This is a genomic window from Arthrobacter sp. M4, from assembly GCF_020251205.1.
GTDB lineage: Bacteria > Actinomycetota > Actinomycetes > Actinomycetales > Micrococcaceae > Arthrobacter.
This window is the reverse complement of record NZ_JAIWYX010000002.1, coordinates 257,126-268,773: the sequence shown is the minus strand read 5'-3', so window position 1 is coordinate 268,773 and position 11,648 is coordinate 257,126. Positions and strand designations below refer to the sequence as shown.

Below are 11,648 nucleotides of genomic sequence, written 5' to 3'. Positions count from 1 at the left end.
TTGGGGGGTGCCACTGGACTTCACCGCGATCGACTTTGAGACCGCCAACGGATTCCGGGGCTCTCCTTGTTCCGTTGGCCTGACCAAGGTCCGCGACGGCGTAGTGGTAGAAGAAGCGTCTTGGCTGATGCGGCCGCCTGCCAACCACGACCACTTCGACCACCACAACGTTCGAATCCACGGAATCCGTGCCGAGGACGTTGCCGGTGCTCCGCGGTTCGGTGAGTTATTCCCCGAGATTGGCGCCTTCATCGGTGACGACATTCTGGCCGCCCATAACGCAGCATTCGATTTGGGCGTTATTCGTTCCGGCCTTGAAGTGTCCGGGCTGGCCGTTCCGGCTTACGACTATGTCTGCACAGTGATGCTTTCGCGCCGATGCTACTCACTGGTGTCCAATTCCTTGCCTTATGCGGCTGAAGAGGCTGGCGTTGCCTTGGTGAACCACCACGATGCGGCCGAAGACGCGAGGGCCTGTGCCGGCATCCTTATCGATATCGCCCGGCGCAATAGCGTCGACAGTATTGCAGAGCTCTATCTTGCGCTTGGGCTCTCCGTTCCCCGACAGGCGGCGTTCCGTCCAGGCCAAGCGCTGTCCAAGCCCACCCAAGCCGCGCTCGCCGAGATGTCCCGGGCCACGGTGGCGAGGGCGGCTACGGCGACCATCGACGGCGAGCCGGCTCTCCGCCGTCGTTGGACCAACTGGCCGCAGGAGGGCGCCAACCCGGAGCCTAGTCCCACTGCAGAGCCGGGACACCCGCTGTTTGGCCAGACGGTGGTGTTTACGGGGGATCTTGCCATTGCCCGTCCGGAAGCAAAACAGCGTGCCGCTGAAATGGGCGCGAAACCCGAGAGTCGAGTCACCGGCCGTACCACGGTACTGGTGGTGGGCGATGGCTTCGTTGCGGGCGATCTGCGGACGGGACGCCTTACCGGAAAGGCACGAAGGGTGTTGGAGCTGCACGAGCGTGGTCAGCGGATCGAAGTGCTGTCCGAGGGCGAATTTATGCAGATGATCAGCAGTTCCTAACCTCTCCGCATGGTCACGCCCCATGGGTCACACTGCGCAATAATGCTTCCAGCGAGGCCACGTCGCTCCTACGCTTTTGACGCATGGGTAACGGCAGGAGAGAAGAAACTGCGGGCACGGCGAGCCGCGCAACCGATCTTTTCGCGTTTCCGAATCCTGTCAATGAGTACGCGGCACGCATTACTGCCGGCCTTGTGGTTGTGTTGGCAATTGCCACGCTCCTGGGCGGCTTCGGCTGGGGGCTGGTGCTCATCGCGGCAGGATTCTGGCTGCGCGTCCTCTTCGGGCCACGCGTGTCGCCGCTGGCAATCCTTTCGGTCAAAGTCCTGGCCCCGCGGCTAGGCCGGGTGAAGCTGGTGCCCGGTCCTCCCAAGCGTTTCGCACAAGGCATCGGGGCCGGGCTAACGACGGCGGCGGCAGTTCTTTACTTTGCTGGGGCGGCTCCAGCCGCGTGGGTCCTCTTGGGCTTGTTGATCGCAGCAGCCTCGCTGGAAGCCTTTGCAGGCTTCTGCCTTGGGTGCGCCATTTTCGGATTCCTGCAGCGCCGTGGCCTCGTTCCGGACGACGTCTGTGAGGCTTGCAGCAACGTCCCGTCCCGTACGGCGTGAACGGTTAGGCGCCTACTGCGTCGATCAGGCGGCCGGCCATGCCGAGGATGACGTCGGGACCCTCCAAGGCAGCCAGCCACTCTTTCGGCAGGGCCGCCTCGCCATAGAAGGCGCCCAGGATGTTGCCGGCGATTGACGCCGTCGAGTCACTGTCGCCGCTGTGGTTTACTGCCACGCCAATGGCGTTCCGGAAGTGCCGGGCAGGGTCCGCCTGCACCGGGTCCGCCTCCTCCGTGGCGAGCACCGCGTAAACCGCGACGGCGAGAGCCTCTTCGGCAACCCAACCCTCGCCGAGTGCGGCGGTCAGCTCCTCCGGGGCCACCGGGGAACCGGACCCTGCGAGCGTGACGGCGGCGGACAGGCGTTCCTGCACTTCCGGCGCCGGGGAGGGCAGGGCCGTGGAATGCTCCAGGGCAGCGGTCACTGCCGCCCGAACATCGCTTCCGCCGGCAATCGCGTTGATGATCAGGCTGAAAACACCAGCGCTTTGCAACGCGGACGGATGCCCATGGGTGAGGGCAGCGGCGTCAACGCTCAGCTTGTACACCGCCTGGCTGGGGATATGCGGGACCAAGCCGAAAGGGGCCGAACGCATTACAGTTCCGCAGCCCTTGGAATCCGGGTTGACGGGCCGCGCCTGGGTTCCCATTTCGCCGGTCGCGAGGCCGCTGAGGCATGCCGTTCCCGGAGCCCGTCGATGGTGCAGCACCGATTGCTCATCGATCCAGCGCGGTTGGGGCTGTGGCGCCGAGGACGGCACCGCCACGTCCTGGGTAGCCAGCCAGCGGAGGTACGCAAGCCAAAGCACGGCGGTCTCATCCGCTGCGACGCCCGCATTGGCCCACTCAAGGGCTTCCACAATGCCGTCCACCGTGTACAGCGTCATCTGGGTGTCGTCCGAGAAGTGGCTGCCGCCGTCGAGCTGCTCGAAGCCGGTCAACCCGGCGGGTCCGAAACGCTCCCGAATGGTGGAGATGGAGTCGAACTCGACGGCGTACCCGAGAGAGTCGCCCAGGGCGCCTCCCAGCAGGCAGCCCCGGACACGGGATGCGTGCGTGGGGGAGGGCAGTTCGACTGGGCTATGGCTCATGCGGGTAAATTTACCTTGGTTGGTATGACGGAATGTGACGGGGTGGAGGATCAGAGTGCGGGAACCGGCTTGGAGGCAGCAAGGAAAGACACCTGACTACCGGTTTTCGCTAGCCAATGAGAGGACGTTCCTGGCTTGGATTCGCACTTCACTGGCGCTCCTTGCAGGCGCTGTGGCGATTGACCAGCTGGCTCCGAACATCGCACCGCAACCGGTCCGTATTGTCCTCTGCGTCATCCTGTCGCTCATTGGCGCCTCGTTGGCCGGACTGTCGTACCGGCGCTGGGGGCAGATGGAGGCCGCTATGCGTCGCGACGAGGCTCTTCCGTTCTCCCGCGTCATGCTCTTTATGACCATCGTGGTGGCAGTGGCCGCCTTCACCTTCGCCGTCCTGATCCTGGTGGCGCGATGAAGAGGGCAAGCTTGTGAGCGGCGCCAGTGGAGACGCGCCGGGCGTCCCGGATGCCCGGGATCCAGGTCTGCAACGCGAACGTACCACCCTCGCCTGGCGCCGGACGCTCATCTCCCTGCTGGTGGTTGACCTCTTCATCTGGCGAGCCTGGCTGGCGTCGAAGAGCGCTCCCATGCAGGGCGGTCCGAGCCAGCTTGGGATCGACTACCAGGGTATTTGCGCTCTCGCAGCCGCGGCTGCCACGGTGGTTCTGGCCGTCGCAGCCTGGCAGCGTGCGCACCAGCTTCACTATGGAACTAATGCCCCGTCGTCGGCCGTAGTCCTTTCCTGTACGGCGGCTGTGGTCCTCCTTGGCGCTTCCGCCGTTGCCGCAATTTCCTTGGGCGGCTAGGCGGTTCCCGTTATGCCGACATTCAGGAACTGTCCAGAATCGGCTGGCAGGATACTCAACGTGTCCGGCCGTTCTGGCCATGAGTGCACAGCTTTCCGCTTAGCACGTCGACCCAATCAAAGGATCACTTCGTCATGTCCCTGACCGTGCCCGCCGTTCCTGTCCGCAGCCCTCGGCTGATCGCCCGTCTTTCGGCCGAAGCCCTTGGAACGATGTTCCTGGTGCTGGCTGGCATCGGCGCCGCAATGTTCACCGTTTCCCAGGTAAGCACTGTTCCGTCATCCTTGGCCGCGGGGCTTGCGATCGCCGCCTCCATGCTGGCGTTCGGGCACATCACAATCGGCCACTTCAACCCGGCGATCACTTTGGGCAGCATGATCGCGGGCAGGACGCGGCCGCTGGAAGCCTTGGCTTTCGTCGTTGCCCAACTGGTGGGCGGACTGGCCGGAGCCCTCGTGATTTTTGGCGTGGTACGTACGATTCCCAGCCTCCAGGACAGCCGTGCGGCTTTTGATACGGTGGCTGCCGGTTTCGGTGAACACTCCACCGCCCAGGTTCCGCTCGCGGGGGTCCTGCTGCTGGAAGTTATTGGCGTGGCGCTCCTGGTCGGCGTCTTCCTGGCTGCCACCTCGCGGCGCAACGTCAACCGGGCGATGGCTCCCTTTGCCGTCGGGCTGAGCTTCGCGGTTCTGGTGCAGTTGGGCATGGCCATTGGCAATGTCCCCTTCAATCCCGCCCGGGCTACGGCCAATGCCATCTTTAGCTCCAGTTGGGCACTCGAACAGCTGTGGCTCTTCTGGGTGGCGCCGCTGGCTGGGGCCACGATCGCCGGACTCGTTGTGCGGGGATTCTCCGACCTTGGCCAGCCTGATGCTGGCATTGTCCCTGTTGAGGCGCCCGAGTCGGTGGCCGGCACTGCTGACGCACGCCCTTCCGCTGACCTGCCCGACGACGGCGGGGCACCTTTCGCGGCTCCGGACGGGATCGCGGCGGGCCACCGTTCCGATCAGGCGCCAGGCGGTGCGCCCGGCGAGATCTCCTTGGGCCAGTCCGCGGCCAAGGGCGAAGACGACGGCGGTGACGAGGCCCGGGAGTTCTTCGACGGAAAGCGCGGCTAGCAGGCGGAGGTGGACTGTCTCCGCGACCGCCCGGCGGTGCGACGGAATTTTGTCAGTGCCTCGCCGTAGCGTAAAAACATGAGGCTTTTGCACACTTCGGACTGGCATCTAGGGCGGTCCTTCCACGGTGTTGGGATGCTGGAGGCGCAGCGCAGGTTTGTCGACCAGCTGATCGCCGCCGTCCACGAACACTACGTGGACGTTGTACTGATCGCCGGTGATGTCTATGACCGGGCCTTGCCCGGGTTGGATGTGGTCCGGCTGCTGGACGATGCCCTGGTTCGGCTGTCGGACGCGGGGGCCACTATGGTGCTGACCAGCGGAAACCACGACTCCGCCATTCGGCTCGGGTTCGCTTCGCGACTCCTGGAACGCGGGGGAGTGCACCTGCGCACGCGTGTTGATGACATCGCCGTGCCGGTCATGCTTCCCCTTGGGTCCCGGGCCGTTGGCGATAGCAAGCGGCCCAGTGTTGCCGAACCTTCGGAAGGGTGGCTTGCGATCTATGGCATCCCCTATTTGGAACCGCGCCTTGTAGCGGAGCAGTTGGGTGCTGAATCTGCCAGCCATTTCGGTGTCACTAGGGCGGCCGTGGACTTGATCGAAGAGGACCTCGCCGGGCGGCGCCGCGACTCCGCCGTTCCTGTCCATTCAGTGGTGCTCGCCCACACGTTCGCCAGTGGGGGCGTCACATCAGACAGTGAGCGGGAGTTGAGCATCGGCGGACTAGACGTTGTTCCCCTTGATCTCTTCAACGCTTTTGATTACACGGCACTTGGGCATTTGCATGGGAAGCAGGAGCTCTCTGGCCGGGTCCGGTATTCGGGCTCGCCGCTTGCATACTCATTCTCTGAGGCGGCCCATCGCAAGGGCGCCTGGGTGATCGATGTGGACGGTGGGGGCGTCACTTCAGTACAGGAAATCCTGTGGGAGGCGCCCCGAAAGCTCGCCACGCTGCGCGGAACGCTGGACGGACTACTGGCGGATCCTGCCCTTGACTGGGCGGAAGCAGCCTACTGCCAAGTCACGCTGACTGATGCTAGTCGACCTGCCCAAGCCATGGAGCGGCTGCGAACGCGTTTCCCGGAAACCTTGGTGCTTGCCTTCGAGCCAGAAGGAGCAGCGCGGGAGGCTCTCTCAAGCTACAGTGGCAGGCTGGCGGAGGCCCAGGATGATCTGGCTGTGTGCTGCGGTTTCCTGGAGCACGTACGCGGCAGGGAAGCCAATGCCGCCGAGGGAGAGATCCTGCGGGCTGCCCTGGAGGCTGTCTGGCTGGAGGAGGCTGAACTGTGAGAATCCATCGCTTGGAAATGTGTGCATTCGGCCCCTTCGCAACAGTGCAGGAAATCGATTTTGACGCGCTCGCCTCGCAAGGCCTGTTCCTGCTTAATGGCGCCACCGGTGCTGGCAAAACGAGTGTGCTGGATGCCATTTGCTTCGCCCTGTATGGCTCCGTTCCCGGTGCCCGGCAGGATGGAAAAAGACTTCGTAGCGACCACGCCGCACCGGATATGGAGCCGCGGGTGGTATGCGAGTTCTCAGCACGGGGAAGACGGTTCGAGGTCACCCGGATTCCCGCTTGGGATCGACCCAGCACGCGTGGACGTTCCGGTTTCACGCCACAGAAGGCCAAGACGCTCCTCCGGGAAAAGGTCGACGGGACCTGGGTGGAGAAGACGTACCGCAACGATGAGGCCGGTGCTGAGATCACGGGTCTCCTCGGCATGGACCGCGAACAGTTCACTCGTGTGGTGATGCTTCCCCAGGGCGATTTCGCCGCATTCCTCAGATCCAAGGCGGGGGAACGGATGGAACTGCTGCAAAAACTCTTCGGGACCTACCGTTTCGAGGCCATTGAACAGGAACTGGGGCGGCAGGCTGCAGCGGCCCGGATGGCGATGGCAGAGTACGAACAAGGCCTCAAACTCCTGCTTGACCGTGCGGAGGGAGAGGCCGCAAGCGTACTTTCTGAGGAGTCCCGGGCTGGGGCTGGCGATGCACCTGATCCACAGGAGCGAATTGCCGGTCTTGAGGCAGCTGCCCAGTCCGAAGAGCGGCGGCGGCACCTCGAGGCCGGGGAGTCAAAGGCATTGGCGTCCGGTCTGAGTGATAAGTTACGGCAGGCCCGCGAACGCGCCACGAGGCACACTCGGCTTCGCGCGGCAATGGTCCGCCAGGAAGATCTCGCCGGACGCCGTCCCGAGGTAATGGCAGTGCGCCAGCGCCTTGCGACTCATCACAGGGCTGCGGTTCTGGGGGGCCAGCTTGCCGCCGTGGACGCGGCAGTTTCGGCGGTCGCGGCGGCCCGAAGGGAAGCCCGGAACAGCATGAATGCGCTCGTTGCTGCGGGCTTGGATTCGGGCGACCTTGGGTCCGCAGCACTAGCGGCGGCGGATCTGGCAGAAGGCGCGCTGGATCCGGAGAACATCGCTTCCGAAACGGTGGATCGGGCCCTGCGCAGGGTCCAGGAAACCGCTGCCGTGTTGGAGGCACGTCTGGGCGAGGAAAAGCAGCGGTCAGAAGTTGAGCTGCGCATCGGCGAACTAGAGTCGTCGAATCGTGAGCACAAAGCACTCATCCTCAGATTTACACAAGAGCTTGCGCAGCTTGCATCCGAAGCCAACGCCCACCTCGAAGCCATTGCACTTCTTGAATCTGAGTCCGCCAGGATGCCGGAGTTGGAGGCCGCGGCGGAAGCGGCACGCTCTCGGAGGGAACTGACTATCCAGTATGCCGCTGCCACTAACGAGCTGGGCCTTGCCCAAGACAGCGAACGCAATGCAGCCGGCAACAGCCAGCGGCTGAGGCAAGCCTGGCTGGACCTCAGGGAAGCCCGCCTCACCAACGCCGCAGCTGAATTGGCGGCGGGACTGGCTGCAGGCGCCCCTTGTCCAGTCTGCGGAAGCTGTGACCATCCTTCTCCGGCACCCGCAGCGCCGTCTGTCCTAACAATTGCTGAGGAGGAGGAGGCCGCCCGGGCCCGTTTCGAGGAGAGCGACTCACTTGCCGACGCAGCGGCTGCCCGGCGCGCCGCCGCCGAACGGTCGGTGGCAGTTTTGGCGGCACAAGGCGGAGACATCGATCCTGAAGAGGCGTCCCGGGCTGAGCTGTCGGCAAAGGCATCCCTGGATGCTGCCCGGGCGGCGCATGCTCAACTGTTGCAGGCTAAGCAGCGCCTCGAGAAGGTGGAAGCGAACCTGGGGGCACTGCAAGAGGCCAAGGCCGCCACGGAAGCTGCGCTCGTTCAGGACCAGGCTGCCGTGGTCATGCTCAAGGAACGGCGTGATTCGCTGGACCAGATCCTTGGCGGTCTTCGCGCAGGGCATCCGACGTTGCACGGACGCCTTGACGCTCTCCGGGCGGATCTTGAACTTCTTGAAAGTGCATCTGCCGCCGCCGAACGGCTTGATCGAGTATTGGAACGGGCAGCCTCGGCGGAAACAGCCCTGGCCGACGCACTGCCCGGTGCTGGGTTCCACTCAGCCGAGCAAGCGCGAAGCGTTTTGATGGAAGAAGTGGAGGCCGCGGCGGCCGAAGGCATGGTCCGCCAGTACGACGCTGAAGTTGCGCGTCTTGAGGAACTTTTCGCCTCAGACGATCTGGTCCTCGCGGCCGCGGAGGATGCTGAAGGGGAGCCGGTTCTTTCAAGTGATGAGTTATCAAGCCTGGAAGCTCAGGCCCAGCATGCTTCCGAGGAGGTTCGGAGGATTGACCTTGCCGCAGGCCTGGCAGCCAAAGCCGCCGCCAACCTCACGAGGATTCGGGCTGAGTACAAGGATCGTGAGGAGGCCGGACAGGCACCGCGGGAGCACGCCACCATGCTGAACCAACTCGCTGATACGGCACGCGGATCGGGGGACAACAATTACCGGATGAGCCTGAACAGCTACGTCCTTGCGGCAAGGCTGGAGCAGGTGGCCGCGGCGGCTTCTGTCCGGCTGACCACCATGAGCGACGGCCGCTACACACTTCGCCACACGGACGCAAAAGCTGCCAGGGGCCAGAAGTCCGGACTGGGGCTTGAAGTTGTGGACGAGTGGACAGGACAACACCGTGACACTTCGACGCTCTCAGGTGGGGAATCGTTCATGGCTTCGCTGTCCTTGGCCCTAGGGTTGGCCGATGTTGTGCAGCAGGAGGCAGGTGGTGTTGACATTGAGACCTTGTTCGTCGACGAAGGCTTCGGAAGCCTCGATGAACAAGCCCTTGAGCAGGTGATGGACGCCTTGGAAGGACTTCGCGAAGGTGGGCGGGTGGTAGGGCTCGTCAGCCACGTTGCAGAGATGAAGCAACGCATCGGTAGCCAGCTCCAAGTCATCAAGGGCAGAAACGGCTCCTCCGTTCAGGTAACCAACACGGCCGCCTAGCCCATTTCCTGGCTTCGGGTAAACTAGTTCAGTTACCGGGTATCGCGCATCGGGAGGAGGGACGATGCGCTCGATTTGGTGAACCCGGAGTCATGAACGACCATCCTACTTCCACTCCCCACATTTATTCCGCCGGGACTCCGGCAACCGAGTACCATGCCCGGAGTTCCGTAGACGGCAGCAGTTCCGCAGAAAGCAGCGCTAAGGCACAAGGCACGCGCAAGCGCCTGCCGGGTCGTCTTGCTCGCTTGCCGGAGCTGGCTGGCCGGGGCTTCCTGCCGCTGGGACTGTTTGCTCGTTTACCGCTGGCCATGCTCACGGTAGGCACCCTCACATTAGTCACGTCCGTGAGCCATTCCTTTGCGCTGGGTGGCACGGCTGCCGGCGGCGTTGGCATCGGCTCTGCGCTAGGCGCACCCCTGCTGGGAGCCTGGGCCGATAGGTCCGGTCAGAAGCTGGTACTGCTTACGGCGACAGTGGCGAACACAGCAGCCGTTATCGGTCTGTTGATGGCCTGCTACATGATGCCGTCCGTGTCCGGAATAGGGGAGTCATGGCCCATGCTTGCGTGCGCGCTGGCCGCAGGCGCCACGTGTCCGCAGGTCGGCCCCATGGCGCGCGTCCGCTGGATGGCCCTGACCACACGAAGCATCGAAAACCGTTCGCCCGCCCCAGGGAACACCGCGGGAGAGTATGCCGCCAGGGACCACAACCCCGCCCTAACCCCTTTAGCCCGGGGTAGCCAGATACCAGCAGCGACCGTAGCGGCCTCCGGCAGCGTTGTCTCCGCCCGAGCCGATCTGGACACGGCCCTCTCCTACGAAGGCACCGCTGACGAAATCACTTTTGTGCTGGGACCGGCACTCGTGGGCGCCTTGGCGAGCCTTGTGGCTCCGTGGCTGCCTTTGGCGGTTGCAGCTGCGATGACCGCATTCTTTGTCCCGGCCTTTGCTGTCCACCCCAGCCACCTGGCGGTGGTGCCCGTACCGCACAAGCCGGCTGCCGGCGTCGGGCATGCGGCGGTTGGCCTGCCGCGTACGGGTGGCTGGCTCCGGGTTGCGGTTCCCGTCCTCGCGATGGTGTGCATGGGCACGTTTTTCGGCGCGACCCAGAACGCACTGAGCGCCTTCGCCGCGGAAGTGGCTGAGGCTGAACTCGCCGGCCTGCTCTATGCGGTCATGGGACTCAGCTCCGCCGTCGCCGCGTTGTCGGTTGCCTTCTGGCCGCGGCGATTCGGAATCGGCACGCGCTGGGTGACCGCAGCGGCAGCCATGCTGGCCTTGACGGGCTTGCTGTACCCGGTGTCAGGACTTGGGCCAATGGTGGCGGTGCTGTTGGTTCTTGGCATTCCAGTGGGACCAGTGATGGTCGCTATATTCAGCATAGGCGGGCTAGTTGCACCGAGCGGCCGGATGGCCACGGTGATGACGGCATTGGCCAGCGGGATCGTTGCGGGAACCGCATTGGGTTCCTTCCTTGCGGGTGTGCTGGCCCAGGGGAGTGGCTACACGGCAGCGTTCCTTGTAGCGTCAGGGGCCTCCGCTTGCCTCTTGGTTTTGGGGCTGACCGCAGCCGCAATCATCAGCCACGGCCGGGGGGCTGGGGAACCCGGGGAGGTCGGGAGCTAGCGCTCGCCAGGGCCTGGAACGGTGGACCCTGGCGATCAGGCGAGCTGCGACTCGATTCTTGCAGCGCTTGCAGCCAGCGCCTGGCCGACGGCGGCCTGATCCTGGTCGCGGCGGATATACACGACGGCGATCGCAGCTGGACGGCTTCCCGGTACCCTGATGGGCGCAGCCAGAGACGACAGCCCCGCGATAACTTCGTCGTGGCTGGCGGCGTAGCCGAGTCGCCTGGCTTCAGCTGCTTCGGGACGATAGGGCAGGTCCGGAGCCAGGACGGACCACTCTTCGGCCGTCATGGATGACTGGATCGCGATGCCCGGGGCACCGGCGGTAACAGAGTGCCGCGTACCGGGATGTTGGGCCAGCGTGGCGGCGGAGTGTCGCGGCTCCACAGTGACAAGGGTGACGCAGTCCTGCCGGTCCCAAACTGCCACGAACGCCGTCATGTTGAGGCTGTTGGCCAGCTGCGTGAGTTCGGGAAGCGCGGCGGTCTGGAGGTCACGCGAAACTGCGCGCGCCAGGACGGCAAGGCCCGCGCCCGGCTGCATGCGGCCGGCGTCGTCCCGTACCAGCAACGCGTGGTCTTCCAAGGTGCGCAGGATTCGGTATGCCACGGAACGGTGCACTCCCATTTCCGAGGCGAGTTCCGCAATCGATAAGGGCCGCTCGGCCGCCGCCAGGATTTCCAATGCCCTGATGCCTCGGGAAAGAGTCTGCGACGGCGGGACGGACTGCGCGGCGTCGGCCGGTGCTGGCGCCTGACGAGTGGAAGAACGAACGGGACTCATGAGCTCAATCCTATGTGGGTGGCCGTATGGCAGGATGGCGTCCTTCCCCGGGAGGGAAGGCCTTGTGGAACGTTGCTGGGGTGAGTATTTTCAAACTGAGTAATGCGATATTGGAATGACCTGTTCGATTATTGAACACCACCATCATGGATCAGATAGCTGGGGAATGCCAGCCCTCCGATCCGGTGTCACAGGGGATCAACGATGATTGCTGCACCC

Annotated in this window: 10 protein-coding genes; 8 read left to right on the top strand and 2 right to left on the bottom strand. The window is 64.2% G+C overall.

Annotated elements, in window-relative coordinates; all coding sequences use genetic code 11:
* The first annotated feature begins 7 nt into the window (after positions 1-7).
* Together LD110_RS04865 and LD110_RS04860 are read left to right on the top strand one after the other, a co-directional pair.
* Positions 8-1,030, top strand: a complete 1,023-nt coding sequence (locus LD110_RS04865) for an exonuclease domain-containing protein (protein ID WP_225496763.1) — start codon at positions 8-10, stop codon at positions 1,028-1,030.
* Between the two features lie 83 nt (positions 1,031-1,113).
* On the top strand, positions 1,114-1,638 hold the full coding sequence (locus LD110_RS04860; RefSeq protein WP_225496761.1) for a DUF4395 domain-containing protein: 525 nt from the start codon (positions 1,114-1,116) through the stop codon (positions 1,636-1,638).
* Between the two features lie 4 nt (positions 1,639-1,642).
* On the opposite strand, the gene LD110_RS04855 is transcribed toward LD110_RS04860, so the two are convergent.
* Positions 1,643-2,728, bottom strand: coding sequence for an ADP-ribosylglycohydrolase family protein (locus LD110_RS04855; protein WP_225496760.1), 1,086 nt, complete (start codon positions 2,726-2,728; stop codon positions 1,643-1,645).
* 34 nt (positions 2,729-2,762) lie between these two features.
* Between LD110_RS04855 and LD110_RS04850 the strand changes: the two genes are divergently transcribed.
* From LD110_RS04850 to LD110_RS04825, 6 genes are all read left to right on the top strand, one after another.
* Positions 2,763-3,140, top strand: coding sequence for a DUF202 domain-containing protein (locus LD110_RS04850; RefSeq protein WP_308012406.1), 378 nt, complete (start codon positions 2,763-2,765; stop codon positions 3,138-3,140).
* 13 nt (positions 3,141-3,153) lie between these two features.
* On the top strand, positions 3,154-3,531 hold the full coding sequence (locus tag LD110_RS04845; protein ID WP_225496758.1) for a DUF202 domain-containing protein: 378 nt from the start codon (positions 3,154-3,156) through the stop codon (positions 3,529-3,531).
* Positions 3,532-3,665: 134 nt separating this feature from the next.
* Positions 3,666-4,649 (top strand): MIP/aquaporin family protein, encoded by a 984-nt coding sequence (locus LD110_RS04840; RefSeq protein ID WP_225496757.1) that lies wholly within the window; start codon positions 3,666-3,668, stop codon positions 4,647-4,649.
* Positions 4,650-4,727: 78 nt separating this feature from the next.
* Positions 4,728-5,942, top strand: coding sequence for an exonuclease SbcCD subunit D (locus LD110_RS04835; RefSeq protein ID WP_225496756.1), 1,215 nt, complete (start codon positions 4,728-4,730; stop codon positions 5,940-5,942).
* Positions 5,939-9,016 carry an AAA family ATPase gene (locus tag LD110_RS04830; protein ID WP_225496755.1) on the top strand — a complete coding sequence of 1,026 codons (3,078 nt, stop codon included), beginning with the start codon at positions 5,939-5,941 and terminating at the stop codon, positions 9,014-9,016. Before LD110_RS04835 ends, LD110_RS04830 begins: the two co-directional genes overlap by 4 nt.
* A gap of 92 nt (positions 9,017-9,108) precedes the next feature.
* Positions 9,109-10,644 carry an MFS transporter gene (locus tag LD110_RS04825; RefSeq protein ID WP_374200300.1) on the top strand — a complete coding sequence of 512 codons (1,536 nt, stop codon included), beginning with the start codon at positions 9,109-9,111 and terminating at the stop codon, positions 10,642-10,644.
* Between the two features lie 35 nt (positions 10,645-10,679).
* On the opposite strand, the gene LD110_RS04820 is transcribed toward LD110_RS04825, so the two are convergent.
* The gene (locus tag LD110_RS04820; RefSeq protein ID WP_225496754.1) at positions 10,680-11,429 is read right to left on the bottom strand and encodes an IclR family transcriptional regulator; all 750 of its coding nucleotides are present in this window, start codon (positions 11,427-11,429) and stop codon (positions 10,680-10,682) included.
* Positions 11,430-11,648: the final 219 nt, after the last annotated feature.

Coding starts and splice junctions, on each gene's coding strand:
- LD110_RS04860 (WP_225496761.1), top strand. CDS start 1,114: ATGGGTAACGGCAGGAGAGAAGAAACTGCGGGCACGGCGAGCCGCGCA.
- LD110_RS04855 (WP_225496760.1), bottom strand. CDS start 2,728: ATGAGCCATAGCCCAGTCGAACTGCCCTCCCCCACGCACGCATCCCGT.
- LD110_RS04840 (WP_225496757.1), top strand. CDS start 3,666: ATGTCCCTGACCGTGCCCGCCGTTCCTGTCCGCAGCCCTCGGCTGATC.
- LD110_RS04835 (WP_225496756.1), top strand. CDS start 4,728: ATGAGGCTTTTGCACACTTCGGACTGGCATCTAGGGCGGTCCTTCCAC.
- LD110_RS04825 (WP_374200300.1), top strand. CDS start 9,109: ATGAACGACCATCCTACTTCCACTCCCCACATTTATTCCGCCGGGACT.
- LD110_RS04820 (WP_225496754.1), bottom strand. CDS start 11,429: ATGAGTCCCGTTCGTTCTTCCACTCGTCAGGCGCCAGCACCGGCCGAC.